Origin of the sequence: Arsukibacterium tuosuense (assembly GCF_900215315.1) — a bacterium.
In the GTDB taxonomy this organism is placed as follows: domain Bacteria; phylum Pseudomonadota; class Gammaproteobacteria; order Enterobacterales; family Alteromonadaceae; genus Alishewanella; species Alishewanella tuosuense.
In genome coordinates, this window is sequence record NZ_OBEB01000006.1 from 254018 (window position 1) to 277226 (window position 23209).

Here is a 23209-nt window from a genome sequence, read left to right on the forward strand (position 1 = left end):
ATCCTGCCAGAGGGGGCTTGGTTGCCTGAGATTAATATAGACGATATGTGTACAAGTGAAATGAGGATCACCGGAAATAGCTTTTGGCTGCCCCAGCAGGAATCGAACCTGCAACTGCCCCTTAGGAGGGGGCCGTTATATCCATTTAACTATAGGGCAAATATCGTGGGTTTGAACGCGCGAAAGTTTAACAGAATAAACAGCTTAAGTGAACGGCAAAAAACCTTGTCATTCATTCGTGTTATATGAATACCAGGGTTACAAACCTGCGCTGTTGATACTGATCAAATCACCAATTTGTAAATGACTTAACAGAGTAGGGGTGCTGGCGCTGGCCCAGGCATTATCGCTGCTGATTTCAGTAATTTTAAGAGTGACCGGGCTTTTATGCATTTTTTCCAGGCCATCTTTACCGGCAAAGCGTTGAATTTGCATCACGGTTACGTTATCGCCGACCTGCAACCCCTGGCGGGCGCCTTTGTTAATTGCCACTTGATGCTGGTCAATATGGCTTACCTGCGCCAGTAAACCCTGACATTGAGTGTGCTGCTGGATGTCTTTCGCTACAGCCTTTAAAACCGTATCAATTTTCTGGCCATAAGGTTGTTGCCAGAACTGCTGGCTATGGCTGCCCGCCACAGATAACTCGCTGTTCCACTCGGCCTGGGTGCGATATTGCTGTTGAAAAACCAGTTGATTATTAAATAAGTCATACAGGGCAACATCCAACGCAAAATAGCGCTCGAAACGGTCGTCTTGCCAGAAACGGCTGGTTTGCTTACCCAGCGACAAATCAGTAATCTGGCTTAGTAACACAAACTGCTGGCCGTCGGTAAATAACTGGCGGTTTATGCTTTCAGTCATCAACTCGGGTTGTAAACTGTAATCTACTGCGTTGACCACAATTGCCGGGCTGTAGTCCTGCAGGTGGCGAGACAGCTGAGCTGTAGCGTTCTTATCCAGCTCAAACAACTGGCCGTGAATAGCGTCGCGCCGGGCGCCGAGTTCTACCCTGGCCAGTAATAGCGGTTTCTTTTGCTGGCTGCCATGACAACTTTGCTGTTGCGGTAAAATCTCAGCCTGCAAGGTCACGGTAACATAATCGCCGCCGTAGTTTTCGCTAAGCAGCCGGATCTCACGAATTTCTGAACTGCTGTCCAGGGTAAGCTGATGCTGCTGCATAACCCCGGCAACCAACTGTTGCTGGCTATTTACCCTTACGCCGGCAAACAAAGCAGCCCGCTCCAGAGCATCAGCTATGGCTGCTTGCTTCGCCTTAGCAATATCGCCTTGCTCTATCGGTGCCTGGCCTGTCATCTCATACCAGTTGGCACTAACAGGGGCACTTAGCAATAGCGCGCAACAACAAGTAGTGACTAACAGTCGTAATTTCATAAGTCGCCAATAATGAGTTGAAATTATCTTCATTTACCATCTAAAGCAAAAACTGTGCCTTGATTAAAGTGGCGTAGAATTTGCTAAGAAACTAATGATATTACTTGATATCGAATTACAGCAATAAATTCAGGATAGGTCCTGACTACGGATGCCTTATGATGAAAATAACCTTTATCACATTTTCTGCACTATCTGTACTAATGCTTAGCAGCTGCAGCCAGATTTTTGATAAGCATATTGAGTATGCGTCAGTTACGCCCAAGGCTTTCCCGTTATTGCATGCAGTCGGTATGGCGCCGATTTCGTTACAACCGGGTGAGTCCGACAGCCAGAAAATATTGCTGGCGATGCGGGCGTCGAAACTGGAAGCTTATCGCGAGCTTGCTGAGCAGGTGTATGGTCAAAGAATTGACAGCAGTAACAGTGTCAGCTCGATGGTTGCAGGTAATGATCAGTTCGGGACCTCGGTGCAGGGCGTTATTCGTGGTGCCAGGGTAGTAAAAACGTATGCGCTTGATGATGCTTATATTACGGAGTTAGAGTTGGATTTTGAGCAGGTGTATCATTTGTACCAAAACGTTTATCCACGCCAGACTATTAAAAGCATTCACTACTATTAAGCAGGAAGGGGGTCACAGCGCAAAAGCAGATTCAGGCTTTAATGCCCTTACCTATATTATCTACAGTGGGTTTACCTTTATTGGTATAGGTTAAGCCCGACTTCCCTCTGGCGGACAATAACTCTGTTTTAAGGCGTTGCAACGTAAGCTGGCTTTGTTCCAGGGTCAATTGATTCACGTCATTTTGTTGCTTACAGTCAGCCAGTAACTGCTCTAACACAGCAACCTGTTGTTTGAACCAAGGCTCTTCGCTGGCGGTTTGCAGCAGCTCACTGGCCGCAATCTTGCTATCGGTTGCTTGTATCTCTGTAAGTAGCGATTGTTTTTCGGCTGTATTGGCGCTGAGGTTTTCGATATCGCGGGCGGCAAGCGCGGCAAGTTCTTGCCGTAATAGCAACAGCAGCGCATCCAATTGCGCTTGCTGTTGTTGTAGCAGGGAGCTTAGAGGTTCAAATTGGCTGTTCATTATTTATTAAACAAGTCACCTTCGAATTGCATAATCCGCCGGGCAAGCTGTTCAACATTTACCTTGTACTTGCCTTCAGCAATAGCTTGCTTAATTTTATCAACTTTTTCCTGATCGATGCCACTGGCAGCATTTGCTTTTTCCTGCAATTTAGTAAATTGCTTAGCTTGTGGTGTAATCGATACCGAGTCCTGGCGCTGTGTAGCACCTTGCTGGGTTGCTTGTTGAGTTGCATTTTGTTGTACTGTGGCCTGCTGCCGCTGTGCACTCTGATCAACTTTGTCATTTTTTACCTGAGAAGTATTCTGCAGGTTATTGATATTTATAGCCATGATAGAACCTCTTTACCTTAAACCAGTTCCCTATGTTCAGGTTAACGGCTGAGCTTTAAAAAACTTTAATTTATTTTTTAAAATTTTACTCTTACCTGATTAACAGCAACGACTTCTGTCTGAATTTTCCGGCCAGACTGCTGATTCTTTACAGCAATGGTATCGCCAAAGGTACCATCCTGTTCAGCAATACCGCTGGCTGATACAGAAAGGCCACTGTTATCAATTAGTATTGTAACAACATCCCCGCGACAGACAAGGCAAAGATCCTGCATCGTGATCAGCTGCCCATTACTCAATGCTCTTTTACTGCGAGCGCCAACTATCTGACGCGGATCGCTGATCAGATTGCCCCGGACAAAACGCCGCTCTTTATCTGTCATATGGAGCATATCGGCTGTTATTACCGTACCTGTAGCGATATTTTGACGAACTGCAACGGCCTCAACCATTTCAGTCACCCTTACCGGTATGTATAACTGCCATGAACCCGGCTGGCTGCAGCTGATATTAACGGTGAACTGGCGGGAGTTCCCGTTTTGCGGCCGGCTGAATTCGGGGGCGCCGGCGCATACTTTACTGCCGATACGGTTATCCAGCGGCACTACCTCTACCTCAATACTACTGTCAGCTTGAATGCCGAGATCCTGTTGCAGCCATTGCCCGGTCATTTCAGTTAGTTGCTGCGGGCTGAACTCGGCCACGCCAGATAGCCCGGCCCAACTCAGATTACTGATAAAAAATAATGAGATAAAGAATATCGGATAAAATTTATCGTACTTGTTCATATGGTTTCAGCTATGCTTTGTGGGCTAACAGTTATACTATTGCCGGTGTAACGAAAATTAATATTGCCAGGACACTAACCCAGAATAAACGGTTGAGTGTCCGTCGCAATTTGCTCTGGTTGCGTCATTGGGTAATTGCCACAGACGTTGCTGCAATAATAGCGCCAGAATGTAGTAACAGGAGTGGCAAATGGCCAGTATTTTAGATTCCGTCAATCAGCGTACCCAGCTCGTCGGCCAGAACCGGCTGGAGTTACTGTTGTTTAAGTTAGCTGGCCAGCAACGATATGGTATCAATGTATTCAAAGTACGCGAAGTATTGCAGTGTCCGCCGCTAACCGCTATTCCAAAGCGAAACAAATATGTCCGTGGCATTGCCCATATTCGGGGCCAGACTATTTCCGTTATTGATCTTAGCCTGGCAACCGGTGGTCAACCGGTTGCAGATCTCACTACTGCCTTTATTATTATCGCTGAATATAATCGTTCAGTGCAGGGATTTCTGGTTAATTCGGTTGAGCGCATTATAAATATTAACTGGGAAGCGATAATGCCGCCGCCAAAAGGTACGGGTGGCAAACAAAGCTATCTGACAGCGGTAACTGAAATTGATAAAGAACTGGTTGAAATTCTCGATGTAGAGAAAATTCTGGAAGAGATTTCACCTTCACCAACCACGATAAGCAGTGAAGTGGATACGGCAACAATCAGCACTGATTTGGGCGACAGGGTAATTTTAATTGCTGATGACTCGGCGGTAGCCCGTAATCAGGTAAAAAGAGCACTGGAAGGCCTGGGTGTGAAAATGCATCTGGTTAACAATGGCCGCGAGGCGCTCAGCTACTTACAGCAGGTAGCAAAAGAGTGCGAAACCTGTGTTACCGAAAAAGTCGGTTTACTGATTTCTGATATTGAAATGCCAGAGATGGATGGTTATACCCTTACGGCTGAGATAAGGCTTGATCCGCAACTGAAAAACCTGCATGTTATTTTGCATACTTCGTTAAGCGGGGTATTCAACCAGCAAATGGTTAAAAAAGTTGGGGCTAACGACTTTATCGCAAAATTTAACCCTGATGAACTGGCAGAGTCGGTGCAAACGTGGCTACATGCAGAATAAGCGCTAAGGGCGAGTAGTGACCAATAAAGAGCTACAGGAAGGCGAATACAAACTGTTTCGGGATTTTCTCGAGCAGCAATGTGGCATTGTATTGGGTGATAATAAACAGTATCTGGTCAAAAGCCGGCTTGGGCCACTGATGCACCGGTTTAATATTGCTACGTTATCAGAACTGGTTGGTAAAACCCTAAGCCCGTTTGAGCGGCAATTACGCTCTGCGGTAATTGATGCCATGACAACTAATGAAACGTTATGGTTCCGGGATACCTACCCTTACGAGTTGTTGAAGAAACAAATTCTGCCGGAACTGGAAAAAAGTTGCCGTACGCTTAAAATCTGGTCAGCGGCCAGCTCGTCGGGGCAGGAGCCATATTCAATTGCGATGACCGGGCTGGAGTATCAGCAAAGCCGGCCAGGTGCGTTTAGTTTGGGGTTAAATATTCTCGGTACGGATATTTCTAATGCGATGCTCGAACATTGTCAGCGCGCCGAGTATGACGGCCTGGCTTTATCCAGAGGCTTGTCGCCTGAGCGACGTAGCCGGTTTTTTGAAGACAGTGGCAACGGCATGATGCGGGTCAAAGACTTTGTCCGGAAAAACGTGAGTTTTCGGCATCTTAACCTGCTGGATAGTTATACCTTACTTGGCAAATTCGATATTATTTTTTGCCGTAATGTCCTTATTTATTTCTCTCCTGATTTAAAAGCCAAAATTATTAAACAGTTTGCCCAATCCCTCAACCCCAGAGGCTATCTGTTTCTGGGCGCCTCTGAATCTATTTCCAGCGTCAATAACGATTTTGAAATGCTCCGCTGCAACCCGGGCATTATTTACCGTAAAAAGGTTTAACCCCAGCTGCTGAAAAACTGGCCTGTGTTTTGCATTTGATTTGCCATAGTTCCAGCTAAGGTGGCAAAAAAATGGCAATCAGTTTTGAAAAAGCATTTGGTATGCACCCACATGCATTATTAATTCGTGAAAAACGCTCTGAAGTGTTGGCCGAAAATATTGCAAACGCCGATACCCCTGGCTACAAAGCCAAAGACGTTGATTTTCAGCAGGCACTGCAACTAGCAAAGTCCCGCCAGGGACAAGGCGCCAGCCGCACCCACGAACAGCATTTCCATATTGCTTCTACTATGGCTAAAGACACGTTGTTCCGTCATCCGGACCAACCTGATACAGGTGACGGCAACAGTGTGGATATTCATCGTGAGCGCAACGCTGTCATGCAAAACAACCTGGAATATCAAACCAGTTTAACTTTCCTTAATAGTCGGATTTCAGGGATGAAGAAAGCTCTGACCGGCTCGGGGCAATAATTATGAGCATTTCAAAAGTCTTTGATATTGCCGGCAGCGGCATGACCGCTCAGTCGGTACGAATGAATACCACCGCCAGTAACATTGCAAACGCCAACAGCGTTAGCAGCAGTGTTGACGAAACCTACCGCGGCCGTCATCCGGTGTTTGCTGCCCAATTGTCTGAAGCGCGGCGTCAGCAAGGTGACAGTGCGGGGGTGAAGGTATTAGGCATTGTTGAATCTGATGCGCCACTTAACGTGGAGTATGCACCTAATCACCCGTTGGCGGACGAAAATGGCTATATCTACAAACCTAATGTCAACATTATGGAAGAAATGGCCAATATGATTTCTGCTTCCCGCTCATACGAGACCAATGTGCAGACTGCAGATGCGGCAAAACAAATGATCATGCGCACATTGCGAATGGGTCAGAGTTAACAAGGAATAGCAGATGAGTACTATTAACAACAACCCGGCCAATAATAACCCTGCGTTAGATGGCATGTACTGGGAAAACGGCAATAAAGTGCCGGATAAAAATAACGGTGCGCTAACCCAATCTGATTTTTTTGCGTTGTTAACCCAGCAGCTGGCGTATCAGGATCCGACCAAGCCGGTAGAAAATGATCAGATGATCGCGCAAATGACCAATTTCACCATGGCTGATGGTATTGGCTCACTGAATGAAAGCTTTAAGGGGCTTTCAGAGAGTATGACCTCTAACCAGGCATTGCAGGCATCATCGCTGGTCGGGCGCAGTGTACTAACCCAATCAGAAGAAATCGTGTTTAGCGGTGAAGCTTTGTCACGTGGCCACATTAATCTGGAAAGTCCTGCTGACAATATGCGGGTGAGGATTGAAAAACCGAACGGTGAATTGGTCACTAATTTTGATGTCAGTAATCCGGCACAGGGTAAAAATGAATTTGTCTGGGATGGCACTGACGCTAATGGTGAACAAATGCCACCCGGTGTTTACAAAATTAAAGTTGAAGCCAGCATTGCCGGTGAAAATAAGTCGGTGCCGGTAAATGTATTTACCCCGGTGTCCAGTGTCAGTCTGGCAGGCAATGGCAAAGGAATTACTCTTAACCTGGTTGGGTTAGGGGCTGTAAAATTAACTGATGTTCTGGAAGTTTCTTACGGTTAAGCGACCGTTTAAGGTGAGGTGATTTATGAGTTTTCAAATAGCATTAAGCGGCCTGGCAGCTGCCCAGAAAGATCTGGATACCACGGCAAATAACATTGCTAACGTCAATACAACCGGCTTTAAAGAGTCACGGGCTGAATTTGCTGATGTTTATGCGACATCTATTTTCTCTTCGGGCCGAACCAAGGTTGGTGATGGTGTAACCACATCGACAGTAGCACAACAGTTTAATCAGGGGTCGTTACAATTTACCAATAACTCGCTTGATTTGGCGATTACCGGTGAAGGCTTCTTTGCCACGACACCCGATTTACAGTCACAAGATTTAACCTACACCCGCTCTGGTGCTTTTAAACTCAACAAAGATAACTTTATTGTTGATAACAGAGGCAACTTTTTGCAGGGCTTCAATGTTGACGCTGTTACCGGTGAAAATAGTTCAGTGAGTTTAAGTACGTCAGCTCCTATTGCTATTCCGACGTCAGCCGGAGCGCCCAGAGCGACCAATAATATTTTTCTTAGCATGAACGTAGATTCCAGAGTTGTTGCTCCGCCTGTTGCCTTAGCTTTCGATCCAGCAGATCGGGCGTCATACAATCATTCAACTTCAGTAACTGTTTATGACAGTCTGGGGGAATCACACATAGTAACGACATATTTCCGTAAACTTGATACCCTGCCACCTGCAAACAGTGAATGGGAGACTTTTGTTGTTTGGGATGACAATACGGCAAATCCAACCGTGCCACCACCAGTTGCGCCGGCAACCCGTAATCCCGATTCTTACTTCATTGGCGACAATATTGAGTTTGACTCCAGTGGTAATTTCGTTCCAACAGCTCCTTTGCCAAATATTTCATTGCCGTTTGCAGATTTAAATGATCCCATTAACGGCTATCTGACAAATGGTGCGCAATTCTCCAGCGATGTCATAGTTAACTTTCGCGATGCGTCTGGCACTCGCACTCCGACGCAGTATGCGTCAGGTTTTGATGTCACTAACCTAAGCCAGGACGGTACTACCGTCGGTAGCCTGACGGGAGTTGACATCGACTCCTTTGGTCGGGTGCTGGCCACTTACAGTAACGGCGACTCATCGTATTTAGCGCAGGTTACTCTGGTGCGTTTCGCCAACGTACAGGGATTAAAGCAAGTTGGTAATACCTCGTGGAAACAAAGCTTAACCTCCGGTGAGCCAATAGGCGGCCAGGGCAATACCGGTACTTTTGGCTCAGTAAACGCGTCGGCATTGGAACAGTCCAACGTTAACCTCACCACTGAGCTGGTTGATTTAATAAGTGCTCAGCGTAACTTCCAGGCTAACTCACGGGCATTGGAAGTGAACAGCACCCTGCAACAAACCGTACTACAGATACGTTAAGTTTAACCCGCTTAAAATACTTAAAAACGCCACCTTCGGGTGGCGTTTTTTATTCACTTTTCCATTCACTTTTCCATTGCTCAGCTAACTGGCATTAAAGTTGCTTCACAATAGCAGAGACGTTTAACGGAGCGCGTTATGGACCATTTGTTATATATCGCCATGAGTGGTGCTAAAGAAAATATGCACGGCATCAGCGTGCGGGCTAATAACCTGGCTAACAGCAATACCGTTGGTTTTAAAGCTGATTTTGAACAGGCCCGGGCTATGCAGGCATTTGGTGAAGGATTACCGTCCAGAGTGTTTGCGATGACTGAGCAGCCAGGTCAAAACTTTGACGCCGGACCGATGATCATGACTGAGCGCGAGCTGGATATTGCTATCCAGGGTGATGGCTGGTTTGCCGTACAGGATGAAGATGGCAATGAAGCCTATACCCGGGCAGGCAATTTGCAGTTAAGCCCAACCGGCATGCTGGAAACCGCTAATGGCCGGGCAGTCATTGGTGATGGTGGACCGATCCAGTTGCCGGTACCGCTGGCAAAATTAGAAATTGGCCAGGATGGGACTATTAGTGCCTTGCCTCAGGGCGCGCCCGCAAACGCTCTGGAAGAAGTGGGGCGGATTAAGCTGGTAAACCCCGTGTATGCAGACCTTACCAAGGGGACAGATGGTCTATTCCGGCGCAAAGACGGCCAACCGGCAGCGGCTGATATCAATGTCAGCCTGTTGCATGGTGCTTATGAAGGCAGCAACGTTAATGCCGTTGGTGAAATGACTTATATGATAAGCCTGCAGCGTCAGTTTGAGCTGCAGGTAAAGATGATGAAGAGTGCCGAAGAAATGGACCGCCAGCAGAACGCCTTGCTGCGGATCATGGGCTAATAAACTGATTAATGGGCGCGAGCCCGGGAGGTAGCAGATGCATCCAGCTCTGTGGATAAGTAAAACCGGTTTAGACGCGAAACAGCGTGATATTTCGGTTATTTCAAATAACCTGGCAAACGCCAGCACAGTGGGCTTTAAAAAGAGCCGGGCAGTGTTTGAAGATCTGTTGTACCAGAATGTTAATCAGCCTGGCGGCCGCTCTTCCCAAAACTCTGAGTTGCCCAATGGTTTAATGATTGGTGCCGGTACTAAGGTAGTCGCAACCCAGAAAAACTTTACTCAGGGCAATATGATTACCACTGAGAATAGTCTGGATATGATGATTCAGGGCCATGGATTTTTTGAAGTGCTGATGCCGGATGGCACGACTTCTTATACCCGAAACGGCCAGTTTACCGTCGATGGTGACGGCAACCTGGTAACCTCTGGTGCAGGCTTTCAGGTGCAGCCAAATATTGTTATTCCGCCTGATGCCACCAGTATCACTGTATCGCAGGATGGTGAAGTATCGGTACGTCTGGCCGGCCAGGTCGATAACGCCGTGTTGGGCCAGTTAACCGTTACCAACTTTATTAACCCGGCAGGTTTAGAGCCTACAGGCCAGAACTTATTTAAAGAAACCGCGGTAAGTGGCGATCCGGTGCAAGGCATCCCGGGTCTGGAAGGGTTAGGTATTATTGTCCAGGGCTCACTGGAAACCTCCAACGTTAATGTGACTGAGGAGCTGGTGAGTCTGATTGAATCACAGCGGGTTTACGAGATGAATTCAAAAGTTATTTCCTCGGTCGATCAGATGCTGGGTTTTGCAATTCAGCAATTATAAGCGGAGGCGTTATGCGTACTTTTGTGTCGGTATTATCCGCGGTATTTGCAGGCCTGTTATTGTCGGCTTGCGCGGCAACGCAGCAACCTTTTGCTGACGATCCTTATTACTCGCCAATACCGCCGGAGCCAGCGCCACGGCCGGTGTTGAAAACCGGCTCGTTGTTTGCGCAGCATCATTCTAATAGCCTCTATTCTGATAACAAAGCGAGACACGAGGGCGACATTATAACTGTAGTACTGCGCGAGCGGACTCAGGCCTCCAAGCAAGCCAAACATGAATCTGGCAAGGACAGCAGCGTAACAGTCGACCCGATGATCGGTTTGGGTGGCCGCGCAGTGTCAGTGGCCGGCAATGTATTGCAGTTTGGTGCGAATTCAACGTCGGAATTTACCGGTGATGCCAAAGCGGATCAAAGCAACAGTCTGGTGGGTGATATTTCTGTCAATGTATTACAGGTTATGGCTAACGGCAATTTAGTTATCCGTGGTGAAAAGTGGTTAACCCTGAATACCGGCAAAGAATACATCCGCTTAACCGGCATTATCAGGCCGCAGGATGTTGATGTGAATAACACGGTTGAGTCAAACAAAATTGCTAATGCCCGCATTGAATACAGTGGTACCGGGGCTCACCATTATGGTCAGTCGCCGGGTTGGTTAAGCCGGTTCTTTAACGGGCCATTGTGGCCATTTTAGACGATTCGTTGCGACGGTTGCAGTCGATACGTTATGGCCTTCTCAGGAGTAAAGACGATGTTGCGGATAAAATTGGCCGGGTGCCTGGCACTATTGCTGCCGCTGTTTTTAACAATAGGCTCAGCCCAGGCGGCCCGGATTAAAGACGTAGCTGATATTGACGGCGTGCGGGCCAACCAGTTAGTAGGGTATGGTCTGGTAGTGGGTTTACCTGGTACCGGTGAGCAAAGCCCGTTCACTGAGCAAAGCTTTCGTACCATGCTGGCAAATTTTGGTATCAATATGCCGGCCGGTCAGCGCAGCCAGATTAAAAATGTGGCGGCGGTGGCGGTACATGCTGAGTTGCCGGCATTTGCCAAGCCGGGGCAAACTATCGATATTACGGTGTCGTCTGTTGGCAGTGCTAAGAGTCTGCGTGGTGGTACCTTACTACAAACCTTTCTTACCGGTCTGGATGGCAACGTTTACGCTATTGCCCAGGGTAGTTTAATTGTCAGTGGCCTGGGCGCTGAAGGCCTGGATGGCTCACGTATTCTGGTCAACACGCCAACCGTTGGCCGCATTCCAAATGGTGCCATGGTAGAGCGGGAAGTCATCTCGCCGTTTGGTAATGGTGACTTCATTACCTTTAACTTAAAACGGGCCGACTTTACCACGTCAAAACGACTGGCTGAGGTAATTAACCAGTTTATGGGCCCTGACACGGCGTACTCGCAAGACGCCAGTTCAGTGCAGGTAAGGGCGCCGCGTGATCTGTCGCAGCGGGTGTCTTATTTGTCTACTTTAGAAAACCTGGAGTTTGCGCCAGCGGATCATTCAGCCAAAATTATTATTAACTCGCGCACCGGCACTATTGTTATTGGCAAAGATGTCAGATTGTTTCCGGCAGCGGTTACCCATGGCGGCTTAACCGTTACCATCGCCGAAAACCCGGAAGTGGTGCAGCCTAATCCGTTTGGAGAGGGAGTTACGGCGATTGAAGAGAATACCATTATTGATGTCACCCGGGAAAACTCGCGGATGTTTAAATTTGACCCGGGAGTCACCCTTGATGACCTGGTGCGGACCGTTAACGCGGTTGGCGCAGCACCGGGTGATTTGATGGCCATTCTGGAGGCACTAAAAGAAGCGGGCGCCATTCATGGCGAACTGGTGGTGATCTAACATGAGCCTGACTAAAACCCAAGTCTCTTATCATGATGTTAACAGCCTGCAGAATATTAAAACGGCCGCTAAAACCGACGAAAAAGCCGGTTTAAGACAGGCTGCCGAGCAGTTTGAGGCGATTTTTATGAGCATGCTACTGACCAGTATGCGCAAAGCCAATTCTGCATTTGAATCCGAAGGCATGATGAATAGTCAGACCACTGAGTTTTACCGGGATATGCACGACAGTCAGTTGTCTACCGACTTGGCGCAGAAAGGCGCGCTTGGCCTGGCTGACTTATTAGTGGCCCAGCTGGACCCGACAGCGGGTATCAACCGGCCTGTAAAAGACAGTGAACTGAAGATGCCGGGCACAGCCAGTTTTAATCCGCTGCCACAGCGACCGGATGTCAGTAAGGCAGTAAACAGCAGTGAGCTGAGCACGGGTGTAAGACACACTTTACAAGCTATCGCTGATTTGCCTGCAGGCCCACCAATTACTAACATGAACAAAGCAACAACGCAGACTGCTGCAACTGAACCGGTTGTGCCAGCTGACTGGAAAATTAGCTCGCCGCAGGAATTTGTCCGTAAATTATTGCCGGCGGCAAAGCAGGCAGCAAAAGCGCTGGGGCTGGATCCGATGGCGATGATCGCCCAGGCAGCGCTGGAGACCGGCTGGGGCCAGCGGATGATTAAAACCGCCAAAGGTGACAACAGTTTCAATTTGTTCGGCATTAAGGCTAATAACAATTGGCAGGGCGAAAGTGCGGTAGTTGATACGCTGGAGTTTCGGGGGGGAGTAGCTCAGAAGGAGCAGGCCAGGTTCCGCTCTTACGGCTCGCCAGAGCAAAGCCTGCAGGATTATGCCAGTTTTATCAGTAATAGCCCGCGCTATCAGCAGGCGTTGCAGGTCACCGCGGAGCCGGCTGCATACTTTAATGAATTACAGGCGGCAGGTTATGCCACTGATCCTGAATATGCCCAAAAAATTATGGCGGTATATCAAAGCCCTACCTTTAATCAGGTGCGGGCTGAGCTAAATGCCGCTCAAGATTTTAATTTTGGCGCCGATGAATAGCATGTTAGCCACCCGATGTGGCAACGGAGCAACCTATGTCAGATAACTTACTTAGAATTGGTACTTCAGCCGTATTGGCTAATTCTACTTTGCTGAATACCACAAGTAATAATATCGCCAATATCAATACCCCGGGTTATGTCAGACAGCGCACTGAATTTGAAGCTGAGCAGCTGGGCCTGGGCGTTGGCAGGGGTACGACAGAAAGGTTGGTTAGCGAGTTTACCCTGAAACAATTACGTCGTGATACGTCAAACTATTCGTTTGCTCAGCAATATGTTTCAGAAGCAAACCGGGTGGATGCGTTGTTTTCAAACCCGGCCAATAGTATAGCCACCGGCGTGAATGATTTATTCAAACAATTTCAAATTGCTAATAATGAACCTGCTACCCTGGCCAACCGGCAACTGATTATTGGTAGCTCTCAGGCGTTGCTGGACAAGTTTTCGACCTTGTCCAGCCTGGTATTGGATCAAGAGAATTTTGTAAACCAACAACTGGATATTTATACCAGTGAAACAAATGGTTACATCAAGCAAATTGCAGATCTGAACCTGGAGATAGCCTCATTCGGTACCGGAGCCGCCCGCCCGGTGCCGCTGGACCTGCTGGATAAACGCGATTTTGCCATTCAGAAGCTGGCTGAAATGGTCGAGATTAAAACGCTTGATTCAGCAAATGGTGAAAAACTGGTTTTCTTAGGTACCGGTCAGTCTTTGGTTGTCGAGCGGGGGCAGTTTAATCTGATGACGTTGCGTGGTGATCCTGATCCAACACAGCGCGAGCTAAAACTGCAGTTATCAGCACGTTCCAGTATAGAGCGTGATATTGATATTGAGGCTGTTGGCGGCAAAATTGGCGGCTTGCTCGAGTTCAGAGAAGAAATTCTTATCCCTACCCAGAATCGTCTGGGCCAGTTGGCATTGTCGATGACCGACGCCATTAACAGCCAGAACCGCCTGGGTATGAATTTAAATGGTGAGATAGGGGGCGACTTATTCACCTTGCCTGTTAGCGAAGGTTACGATTTTGCGTCTAATGCCGGCACAGGTTTTGTAAGTGTTGCCATTGAACCCGGTAAAGGCAATAGTTTGCCGCCAAACGATTTTTTACTGACCGTAACTGCAGCTGATGAAATAACGCTGCAGGCGCTTGACGCTAAGGGCAATGTTATAGCGGGTTCCGACAAAGTCGTTAGCGGTTTAACCTTCCCGGTAACGATAAACTCAGCGGATGCTGCTGATGATTTGTATGGTCTGGAGATCACGATTGATGGTGCCCCCGCGGTCGGTGATCAGTTTGAGCTAAAACCGTTAAGCGTTGCCTCCCGTACCTTACAGCTGGCCACCACCAGGCCAGAGGATGTCGCGTTAGCATCGCCTGTGCGAACAGAGTTTACGGTTGCTAACCTGGGTAATGCTCAGGTAGAAGGTTTAACGGTAACGGACACGACTCCCGCAACCTTACCGGATTATGGCTTTGATACACCGTCAGGGTTAATTAATGGTCCCTGGACTATGACTTATACTGGTGGTGATACTTTTGAAATTGTTGACAACCTGGGTAACCCGGTAGCAACGGCAGCCTTTGGCTCAAATCAATATCAGGACGTTTTTGCTCAGGCGGGCGTAGATGTCGGCTTTGATTTTTCAGTAACCGGGGTGCCGGCGGTAGGTGATACCTTCAGTATAAGCTTCAATGATGGTGGTTTTAATGATAACCGCAATGGCCTGGCCTTGTCGGCGTTACAAACAGATAAAACAACCCGCTTGAATCCGTTGTCAGCGCCAGACAGTGCTAATGCTGTGAATTTCAATCAGTCCTATGCAGAGATGGTTAGCTTAATTGGCGAGCGAACCAGCCAGGCCCGTAACAACGAGGCTGCCAGTAAAGCTTTACTGGATCAAACTACTGCCTGGTATGAATCATTGTCAGGGGTAAGTCTGGATGAGGAAGCATCCAATTTAGTCCGTTTTCAGCAAACCTACGCAGCAGCAGCTAAGATTATTTCGACATCACAAACCGTTTTTGACACCTTGTTGGCATCGGTGAGGTAGTAATGAGATTATCATTTAATATGAAGTTTAATGCTGGCCTGGACGGCATTTTAAATACCCAGCAAAAGATGAACCGGGCGCAGGATCAACTGACCAAACAAACCCGGATCCTGACCCCTGCAGATGACCCGGCTGCCTCCGCTAAAGTGTTGGGTCTGGATCAGAACCTGGAGCAGGTTGCGCAGTTTCAGAATAATAGTGTGCTGCTGAAAAATAACCTGGCACTGGAAGAAACCGTGTTAACCAATATGCGCACTTCTATCGACCGTGCCCGGGTGTTGGCAATTGCCTCTGGCAATGGTGCTTACACCGATAATGACAAGCAAGCCGTAGCACAGGAACTAAAAAATATTCAGGTAGAATTACTGGATTTGATGAATACCCGCAATGCTGAAGGCGGCTATATTTTTTCGGGGTATCAGGACAAAACACAAAGCTACACGTTTAATGCTGCGACGGGTATTTATGAGTTTCAGGGCGATGATGGCCAGAAAGCACTGCAAATATCACCCACTATAGCCTTGCCAGGTAATGACAGTGGTAAGTCAGTATTTGAAAACGTTGATGCCAGACTCAAAACCACGCCGGCGGCGATAGTGGCTGGCGGAGCTACGGCAGCCACAGTGTCGGTCACTAACCAAAGCCGGTTTGATACATTCTATAAGCAAACCTATGACAGCCTGACACCCGCTAACAATGATTTTAATGTTGTTCTGACTGCGCCCTCGAATTATGAGATCCAGCAAAACGGTACGCCTTTGGTACCTCCGGTAACAGGCACTTTTGTGGCCGATGAGCCCATTCAGTTTAATGGTTTAACTATAGAGATTAGCGGAGCAGCAGCGGTGCCCGGCCAGGTAGATTTTTCACTGCAGCCACCAGAGAAGAAAAATATTCTGACTACCATTGGTGAATTTATCACTGCACTTGAAGATCCTTCGCTTTCTATTTCTGAATTTGGGGAATCAATCAGTGATACCCTGACTCAGGTGACATCAGCGTCATCAAATATCGACAGCACCTTGTCAACAATCGGTGGCAGAGTGAATGTGCTGGATAGTGTGTTTGGTACGAATGAAGATTTAACCATTAACAATAAGTCGTATCGCGCCGATTTGGCTGAGGTGGACTACGCGGCCGCATTGACAGAGATAACTAAGCAGGAAATTGCCCTGGAAGCCATTTCAGCAACCTTTACTAAGGTATCCGGCGTAAGTCTGTTCGACTATATAAGATAAATCATATCCTAACGCCTGACAGCCGTCAGGCAGAAAAATCTTAAAAAATAATTCAAGTTTTCCAGGATAGCACCGATAAATAAGTATCAGGCAGATAAATCAGGATTTAAGGGCTGATTTATCACTAGTTACGGATTATCGGGAGCGATATCATGGCTTTATATGTAAACACAAACATTTCATCTTTAAATGCACAACGCCAGTTGGTTAACTCTGGTAATTCACTTGATACTGCATTTAGACGCCTTTCTTCCGGTTTTCGGATTAACAGCGCTGCTGATGATGCAGCAGGCTTACAAATCAGCAACCGCTTAACCAGTCAGATAAACGGCTTAGATCAGGCAGCGCGTAACGCTAACGATGGTATTTCACTGGCTCAGGTCGCTGAGGGGGCAATGGAAGAGATTACCAATTCATTGCAACGTGTCCGCACGTTGGCCATTCAGTCACAAAATGGTATTAACAGTTCAACAGACCGTGCCGCACTTCAAAAGGAAGTCACTGCATTAAAAGCTGAGATGAGTCGTGTTGCATCCAGTACTCAATTTGGTACTCAAAATTTGTTAGCAGGTGGTTTTTCTGCTACTTTCCTGGTGGGTGCCAATGCTGGTCAAAACATTGATATTAAGTTGTCGCGCACGGGTGGCTACGGCACTAATGCGTTGGGGTTGAGCGCGTTAAGTGTGTCGTCAGTTGGCGGCGCATCAGCAGCTTTGGCACTGATCGATACCGCTATTGGGGTAATTGATGGCACACGCGCTGATTTAGGTGCGGTGCAAAATCGCTTTCAGGCAACCATTCGCAACTTAACTAATATTTCTGAGAACGTATCTGGCGCGCGTAGCCGGATACGAGATACTGACTTTGCCAAAGAAACAGCCGAGTTAACCCGAACTCAGATCCTGCAGCAAACCAGTACGACGGTGTTGGCGCAGGCGAATCAGCGGCCGCAGGCAGCGTTAAGTTTATTACAGGGCTAATATTCTCCTTCGTAAAAAAGCCACCGCAAGGTGGTTTTTTGTTTTTAAGCATGCTTAATTGCTATTTATTGATTAAGTAGTTATTTGTATTTCTTTACTAAAGTTTTTCGTTTTTTTTCCGATACATATATGACACTTTTTAACGGTTATCTGCCAAATTAAGGTTGATTCTGTTAGTGTTTAATTTAATATCAGGAGAGTAAACATGGCTTTATATGTCAATACGAATACTTCGTCATTAAATGCCCAGCGTCAGCTTTTTAACTCTGGCAATGCACTGGATACTGCATTTAAACGATTATCATCTGGTTTTCGGATTAACAGCGCAGCTGACGACGCCGCGGGCTTACAAATCAGTAACCGCTTGACCAGTCAGATTAACGGCCTTGACCAGGCTGCTCGTAATGCCAACGACGGTATTTCTCTGGCGCAGGTAGCAGAAGGCGCGATGGAAGAAATTACCAATTCATTGCAGCGTGTTCGCACATTAGCCATTCAGTCTCAAAATGGCATTAACAGTTCAACAGACCGGGCTGCGCTGCAAAAAGAGGTCACCGCATTAAAAGCTGAAATGAGCCGCGTAGCTTCTACTACTCAGTTTGGGGTAACCAACCTGTTGTCCGGTGGCTTCTCAGCGTCATTTTTGGTCGGCGCCAATGCCGGACAGAATATTGACATTAAACTGTCAAGAACAGGGGGTTATGGTACCAATGCGCTGGGGTTAAGTGCTCTGAGTGTGTCGTCAGTGGGCGGCGCTTCAGCAGCCCTGGCACTGATCGATACTGCCATAGGGGTAATTGATGGTACGCGCGCCGATTTAGGTGCGGTGCAAAACCGGTTTCAGGCAACTATTCGTAACTTAACCAACATTTCAGAAAACGTATCTGGTGCGCGTAGCCGGATCCGTGATACTGACTTTGCTAAAGAAACGGCCGAGTTGACCCGGACCCAGATTTTACAGCAAACCAGCACTACTGTGTTAGCCCAGGCTAATCAGCGGCCTCAGGCGGCCCTGAGCTTACTGCAGTAAAACCGTTAGCCGGGATTATGTCCCGGCTGCCAAAGGCTTTTACATAGGAGCAGTAATATGGCACTTGTTGTGAATAGCAACCAGTCGTCACTGGCATCTCAGCGCTTGCTAAGTAATGCTACTGCCGGTCTGTCAACCAGTTTTGAACGTCTGGCATCCGGTCTGCGGATAAACCGGGCGGCAGATGATGCAGCCGGCCTGGTAATCTCTAACGTGTTAACCAGTCAGGTCAATGGATTGGATCAGGCAGTGCGCAATGCCAATGATGCGATCTCTTTGGTACAGGTAACTGAGGGGGGAATGGATGAAATCCAGACCAGTATTCAACGCCTGCGCGTGCTGGCCATTCAGTCTGAAAATGGTATTAACAGTGAAGCTGATGTCAGCGCATTACAGCAGGAATTTGATGAACTAACAGCAGCAATTCAGAACATTGCGGAGAATACTGAATTTGGCGGTATTAAACTGCTTGACGGTTCGGTAACCGCTGCGGTGTTTCAGATCGGTGCCAACGCCGGTCAGAAAATTAGCATTGATCTGGCAACTGGTTATGGAAGTGACGCTACCGGTTTAGATATTGCGGACATCATGTTGGGTGCAGACGATATCGCCGATACCTTGCAGCGACTCGATGTCGCTCTGATAACCGTGGATGGGGCCAGAACCGACCTTGGGGCCTGGCAAAATGTACTGGAAACAACCATTAGCAACTTAAGTAATATCAGTGAAAACGTATCTGCGTCGCGGGGCAGGATCCGTGATACCGATTACGCCAGGGAAACCACTGAACTAACCCGAACTCAGATAATACAGCAAAGCAGTACCTCGGTGTTGGCACAGGCTAATCAACGACCGCAGGCTGCACTCAGTGTTCTTAACCAGTAGCTGCTTTGGTGACGCGCGCTAAAATATGACGCTAACCGTTAACACTCTGTTGAAACTATTCAGAGTGATAAACACCCATGAAAGCCATCCAGCGCCTGTTCTGCATGGCTTTTTTTACCCTCAGCTTTACACCTCGTTTTTGCTTTGCACAGCAAACTAAAAAATAATAAAAAAAATTATTTTTTTCCTAAAGTTCTTCAGAGTGCGGCCGACAACCTGATTAAGCCAAGTTGCAGCTTGGCTCAGATAGCGGAATATCCGTACTTTTAATCATAGTCTGAAGTAGCTAGTTACTGATGACTAAGGAGTGACTCATGGCTTTATATGTCAATACCAATACCTCGTCGCTGAACGCACAGCGGCAGTTATTTAATTCAGGTAACAACCTTGATACAGCGTTCAAACGTCTGTCTTCAGGTTTCCGGATCAACAGTGCTGCAGATGACGCAGCCGGCTTGCAGATCAGCAACCGCTTAACCAGTCAGGTAAATGGCCTGGACCAGGCTGCACGTAATGCCAACGATGGTATTTCAGTTGCCCAGGTTGCTGAGGGCGCGATGGAAGAGATTACTAACTCTTTACAGCGGGTTCGTACTCTGGCAATACAGTCGCAAAACGGTATAAACAGTTCTGCAGATCGTGCAGCACTGCAAAAAGAAGTTACCGCGTTAAAAGCGGAAATGAGCCGCGTTGCGTCAGTAACGCAGTTCGGTACTCAGAACTTGCTAAACGGTTCATACTCAGCCAAATTTCTGGTTGGCGCGAATGCTGGCCAGAATATTGAAATTAAATTATCACGCACCGGTGGTTACGGTACTAATGCGCTTGGTTTAAGTGCTCTGAGCGTGTCTTCTGTTGGTGGTGCATCTGCTGCTCTGGCGGCTATCGACACAGCTATCGGTGTAATTGACGGTACCCGGGCTGATTTAGGTGCGATCCAAAACCGTTTTCAGTCTACCATCCGTAACTTAACCAATATTTCAGAGAACGTATCAGGCGCTCGTAGCCGGATCCGTGATACTGACTTTGCCCGTGAAACCGCAGAGCTGACTCGTCAGCAGATTTTGCAGCAAACCAGTACAACAGTATTGGCGCAGGCAAACCAGCGGCCACAGGCAGCTTTATCGTTATTGGGTTAAACTAATACGCGTAGCGGTGAGAGCTTTAATTAAAGCTTTCACCCTGCGCGCCGATAAGGAATCTGAATATGAGTAGTATTAATGCAAACAGTGCAACGGCAGTAAGATTTTCCCCGGTTGCAGAAAGTGTCGGTAAGCCGCTTGTGGTTGAGCCGATTAAGGTAGGGCAGGCTGAGACCGCAAAAGTGGTAACACCGGTGACCGATATTAGTAAAGCTGAACTGCAGCAAGCTGTTGACGTGGTTAATCAGGCGGTAGCGCTGGAGCAACGTTCGCTCAGTTTTTCAATTGATGATGCATCGGGTCGTTCGGTAATAAAAGTGGTAGACTTTGCGACAGATGAATTGATAAAACAAATTCCAACTGAAGAGTTGTTGAAAGTCGCACAGGACATCAAACGGTTACAGGAAGAAATGGGGCAGTCAATTGGCCTGTTAATAGATAGCAAAGTGTAGAGGTTTCTTATGTCTGGTATTAATTTCCTTGGTTCTGCTTCCGGTCTGCCGCTCGAAGAGCTTGTTAGTACTCTGGTAAAAGTGGAGCGTGACAGTAAACTTAACCGTATTAATACCACCAAGCAAACGTTAGATTCCTCTCTATCTGGCGTCGGCCAGTTAAAGTCAGCCCTTTCTGCGTTTCAGGATGCAATCAAAAAGCTTGGCGGTAATAACCTAAACTCTCGTGTTGCGAGTGTAACTCAACCCACTGAAAACAAAACTTATCTGGAAGCCTCTGCTTCGAACACAGCGGTCGCCGCCAGTTTTGATATTAAGGTAAATCAGCTGGCATCGGGTAGTCGTTTAGAAAGTAATGATCTGGCATACAGCTCGGCAGATGATGTTATTTCTACCACTGATGGTACGTTAACGCTGAGTGCCGGCACCAAAAGCTTCGATGTGGAAGTGACGGCTGGCATGACGCTCAACCAGTTGAGGCAGCAAATAAATGCGCAGACGGACAACTTTGGCATAAACGCTAACATTATTAATGCTGGTGGTAGTGTTGGTACCAAGCTGGTATTAACGTCAGATGAAACCGGTGCAGGCAACGACCTGAGTATTAGTAATAACAACGCTGAGCTTGACGCGATTTCCACAGTGCCTACCGGCGCTACTGCCGGATTAACGGCAAGCCAGCTAGCACAAGATGCAATTATAGAAATTGACGGCATTGTTGCGACCAACAGCAGCAATACTTTTACTAATGCCATTCAGGACGTTAGTTTGACAGTCAAAGCCATTACGCCTGACGGTAACAATGCAAAGGTAGATATTGCCACCGATAAGGAAGCCGCTGAAGAAAATATTCAGAACTTTATTAATAACTATAATGTTTTGGTTGATCAAATTGCTGATCTTACAAAAAGCCGCACTCTCGGTGCAGACGGTAAAACCGTCACGGCTGAAGGGGGGGCATTAGCTGCTGACTCCCTTCCCCGTTCAATTATCAATCAGCTGAAAGGTATACTTGGAGGAGTAGTAGGCGAGTCTGGCTCTGAATTAGCAACACTGTATTCAATGGGCATTACCTTCAATAATGATGGGAAGCTGGAGATTTCAGCCAGCTCCGAATTTGGTGGTGACTCCGGGCGCGTGCGGTTTGACCGCGCCCTGAACGAAAACTATGATGGCGTTGCAGCTATTTTTGGTGGCGATACCGGCCTGAGTGCTTCTTTAGATGATTTTATTAAACAGTTTACTGAAGCTGGAGGCATTATCGCCAGTAAAGAAAATTCGCTAAAAACACAATTAGATAAAAATACTAAAGATTTGGAAGCGGCTAACCGATATATAGAGAGCTTTGAGCAAACATTACGTAAACGCTACACCGCTTTAGATTCCTTATTAGGCTCTATGCAAAATATGGCTTCTACAGTTACGTCGCAGCTAGCGAGTTTGCCAGGATTTGGAACCAATAAATCGAATTAGTGGAGCACCATATGAGTTACGGAATAAAAGCATATAAAGCAGTAGGTATTAAAGATGACTTGGCCGTTGCAGATCCGCATCGTGTTATTCAGCTATTAATGCAAGGTGCGCTAGAGAATATGGCGAAAGCCAAAGGTTGTATTGATCGCAAAGATTTTGCTGGCAAATCAGAGGCTATTTCTAAATCAATTAATATTATCTCTGCACTGCAAGGTTGTTTGGATATGAGTGCCGGCGAAATCTCAGATAACTTGTTTTCGCTTTATGATTTCATGCTTAACCATCTTATTCAGGCTAGCAGGGACAAGAGTATAAAGAAGCTTGACGAAGTTATTGAAATTCTAATCACAATAAAAAGTGGCTGGGATCAGATCCCACCGGCAGCTCGTGAGGAAGGCTACGTTATGCAGGCGCAAAAAAATCAGCAGCTGGCTGTTGGTACCTGATGTCATTAGTTGAGCGTTCTGAGCAGTGTGCTGCGCTGCGCACTGAAATTGATACAATAGTTGAGCAACCTGCCTATGATTTAGAGCAGGTTGCTCAATTACTGGCAAAATTAAATATACATTTATCCGAAAGTCCTTCCCCGCGAGACGATATTGAGCAATTTGCACTGTTTCTGCAGCAAAACCTTGACTGGTTGCAGGTAACAATGGCAAAACTGTCAGCTGAAAAAGATGCTGTAGCTGACAACATGATGCAGATTAAGAAAGGGTACCGCGCCCGTCATAGCTATGGCCAACATAATTAACCA

General features: G+C 47.2%; 26 protein-coding genes and 1 tRNA gene. 22 read left to right on the plus strand and 5 right to left on the minus strand.

Annotated features, from left to right (window positions below):
- Positions 1–84: 84 nt before the first annotated feature.
- Positions 85–159 (minus strand) — tRNA-Arg (locus CRO03_RS13735).
- A gap of 99 nt (positions 160–258) precedes the next feature.
- Complete coding sequence (locus tag CRO03_RS13740) at positions 259–1395, minus strand: flagellar assembly protein T N-terminal domain-containing protein (protein ID WP_245861669.1); 1137 nt, start codon at positions 1393–1395, stop codon at positions 259–261.
- 158 nt (positions 1396–1553) lie between these two features.
- Here CRO03_RS13740 and CRO03_RS13745 point away from each other — a divergent pair, with 158 nt between their 5' ends.
- Complete coding sequence (locus CRO03_RS13745; protein ID WP_097112195.1) at positions 1554–2018, plus strand: LPP20 family lipoprotein; 465 nt, start codon at positions 1554–1556, stop codon at positions 2016–2018.
- Between the two features lie 31 nt (positions 2019–2049).
- Here the strand turns inward: CRO03_RS13745 and flgN are convergent, their stop codons facing one another.
- The 3 genes from flgN to flgA all read right to left on the minus strand — a co-directional run bounded on the left by flgN (position 2050) and on the right by flgA (position 3604).
- Positions 2050–2484: a flagellar export chaperone FlgN gene (flgN, locus tag CRO03_RS13750; RefSeq protein ID WP_097112196.1), complete on the minus strand. Its 435-nt coding sequence runs from the start codon at positions 2482–2484 to the stop codon at positions 2050–2052.
- Positions 2484–2816 carry a flagellar biosynthesis anti-sigma factor FlgM gene (flgM, locus tag CRO03_RS13755; RefSeq protein WP_097112197.1) on the minus strand — a complete coding sequence of 111 codons (333 nt, stop codon included), beginning with the start codon at positions 2814–2816 and terminating at the stop codon, positions 2484–2486. The genes flgN and flgM overlap by 1 nt, the downstream gene beginning before the upstream one ends.
- 77 nt (positions 2817–2893) lie before the next feature.
- Positions 2894–3604: a flagellar basal body P-ring formation chaperone FlgA gene (flgA, locus tag CRO03_RS13760; RefSeq protein WP_097112198.1), complete on the minus strand. Its 711-nt coding sequence runs from the start codon at positions 3602–3604 to the stop codon at positions 2894–2896.
- A gap of 190 nt (positions 3605–3794) precedes the next feature.
- Here flgA and CRO03_RS13765 point away from each other — a divergent pair, with 190 nt between their 5' ends.
- From CRO03_RS13765 to CRO03_RS13865, 21 genes are all read left to right on the plus strand, one after another.
- On the plus strand, positions 3795–4724 hold the full coding sequence (locus CRO03_RS13765; protein WP_097112199.1) for a chemotaxis protein CheV: 930 nt from the start codon (positions 3795–3797) through the stop codon (positions 4722–4724).
- 16 nt (positions 4725–4740) lie between these two features.
- On the plus strand, positions 4741–5574 hold the full coding sequence (locus CRO03_RS13770; protein WP_097112200.1) for a CheR family methyltransferase: 834 nt from the start codon (positions 4741–4743) through the stop codon (positions 5572–5574).
- Positions 5575–5645: 71 nt separating this feature from the next.
- Positions 5646–6047, plus strand: a complete 402-nt coding sequence (gene flgB, locus CRO03_RS13775) for a flagellar basal body rod protein FlgB (protein ID WP_097112201.1) — start codon at positions 5646–5648, stop codon at positions 6045–6047.
- A gap of 2 nt (positions 6048–6049) precedes the next feature.
- On the plus strand, positions 6050–6469 hold the full coding sequence (flgC, locus tag CRO03_RS13780; RefSeq protein ID WP_097112202.1) for a flagellar basal body rod protein FlgC: 420 nt from the start codon (positions 6050–6052) through the stop codon (positions 6467–6469).
- A 13-nt stretch (positions 6470–6482) separates the two neighbouring features.
- Entirely contained in the window at positions 6483–7181 is a 699-nt protein-coding gene (locus tag CRO03_RS13785; protein ID WP_097112203.1) for a flagellar hook assembly protein FlgD, read from the plus strand.
- Positions 7182–7206: 25 nt separating this feature from the next.
- The gene (gene flgE, locus CRO03_RS13790; RefSeq protein WP_097112204.1) at positions 7207–8562 is read left to right on the plus strand and encodes a flagellar hook protein FlgE; all 1356 of its coding nucleotides are present in this window, start codon (positions 7207–7209) and stop codon (positions 8560–8562) included.
- Between the two features lie 138 nt (positions 8563–8700).
- Complete coding sequence (flgF, locus tag CRO03_RS13795; RefSeq protein WP_097112205.1) at positions 8701–9447, plus strand: flagellar basal-body rod protein FlgF; 747 nt, start codon at positions 8701–8703, stop codon at positions 9445–9447.
- A gap of 37 nt (positions 9448–9484) precedes the next feature.
- A complete protein-coding gene (gene flgG, locus CRO03_RS13800; RefSeq protein WP_097112206.1) occupies positions 9485–10273 on the plus strand; it encodes a flagellar basal-body rod protein FlgG in 789 nt (262 codons plus the stop codon).
- An 11-nt stretch (positions 10274–10284) separates the two neighbouring features.
- Complete coding sequence (gene flgH / locus CRO03_RS13805; RefSeq protein WP_097112207.1) at positions 10285–10971, plus strand: flagellar basal body L-ring protein FlgH; 687 nt, start codon at positions 10285–10287, stop codon at positions 10969–10971.
- Positions 10972–11028: 57 nt separating this feature from the next.
- On the plus strand, positions 11029–12135 hold the full coding sequence (locus CRO03_RS13810) for a flagellar basal body P-ring protein FlgI (RefSeq protein WP_097112208.1): 1107 nt from the start codon (positions 11029–11031) through the stop codon (positions 12133–12135).
- Between the two features lies 1 nt (position 12136).
- Positions 12137–13198 (plus strand): flagellar assembly peptidoglycan hydrolase FlgJ, encoded by a 1062-nt coding sequence (gene flgJ, locus CRO03_RS13815; RefSeq protein ID WP_097112209.1) that lies wholly within the window; start codon positions 12137–12139, stop codon positions 13196–13198.
- 35 nt (positions 13199–13233) lie between these two features.
- Positions 13234–15255 (plus strand): flagellar hook-associated protein FlgK, encoded by a 2022-nt coding sequence (flgK, locus tag CRO03_RS13820; RefSeq protein ID WP_097112210.1) that lies wholly within the window; start codon positions 13234–13236, stop codon positions 15253–15255.
- A 2-nt stretch (positions 15256–15257) separates the two neighbouring features.
- Complete coding sequence (gene flgL / locus CRO03_RS13825; protein WP_097112211.1) at positions 15258–16493, plus strand: flagellar hook-associated protein FlgL; 1236 nt, start codon at positions 15258–15260, stop codon at positions 16491–16493.
- A 152-nt stretch (positions 16494–16645) separates the two neighbouring features.
- Positions 16646–17473: a flagellin N-terminal helical domain-containing protein gene (locus tag CRO03_RS13830; RefSeq protein WP_097112212.1), complete on the plus strand. Its 828-nt coding sequence runs from the start codon at positions 16646–16648 to the stop codon at positions 17471–17473.
- A gap of 205 nt (positions 17474–17678) precedes the next feature.
- Positions 17679–18503 carry a flagellin N-terminal helical domain-containing protein gene (locus CRO03_RS13835; RefSeq protein WP_097112213.1) on the plus strand — a complete coding sequence of 275 codons (825 nt, stop codon included), beginning with the start codon at positions 17679–17681 and terminating at the stop codon, positions 18501–18503.
- Between the two features lie 57 nt (positions 18504–18560).
- Positions 18561–19388, plus strand: coding sequence for a flagellin N-terminal helical domain-containing protein (locus CRO03_RS13840; protein WP_097112214.1), 828 nt, complete (start codon positions 18561–18563; stop codon positions 19386–19388).
- A 314-nt stretch (positions 19389–19702) separates the two neighbouring features.
- Positions 19703–20527 carry a flagellin N-terminal helical domain-containing protein gene (locus CRO03_RS13845; protein ID WP_097112215.1) on the plus strand — a complete coding sequence of 275 codons (825 nt, stop codon included), beginning with the start codon at positions 19703–19705 and terminating at the stop codon, positions 20525–20527.
- Between the two features lie 68 nt (positions 20528–20595).
- A complete protein-coding gene (locus tag CRO03_RS13850) occupies positions 20596–20982 on the plus strand; it encodes a flagellar protein FlaG (RefSeq protein WP_097112216.1) in 387 nt (128 codons plus the stop codon).
- A gap of 9 nt (positions 20983–20991) precedes the next feature.
- On the plus strand, positions 20992–22455 hold the full coding sequence (gene fliD / locus CRO03_RS13855) for a flagellar filament capping protein FliD (RefSeq protein WP_097112217.1): 1464 nt from the start codon (positions 20992–20994) through the stop codon (positions 22453–22455).
- Positions 22456–22466: 11 nt separating this feature from the next.
- A complete protein-coding gene (gene fliS, locus CRO03_RS13860) occupies positions 22467–22901 on the plus strand; it encodes a flagellar export chaperone FliS (protein ID WP_097112218.1) in 435 nt (144 codons plus the stop codon).
- Positions 22901–23206: a hypothetical protein gene (locus CRO03_RS13865; protein WP_097112219.1), complete on the plus strand. Its 306-nt coding sequence runs from the start codon at positions 22901–22903 to the stop codon at positions 23204–23206. Before fliS ends, CRO03_RS13865 begins: the two co-directional genes overlap by 1 nt.
- Positions 23207–23209: the final 3 nt, after the last annotated feature.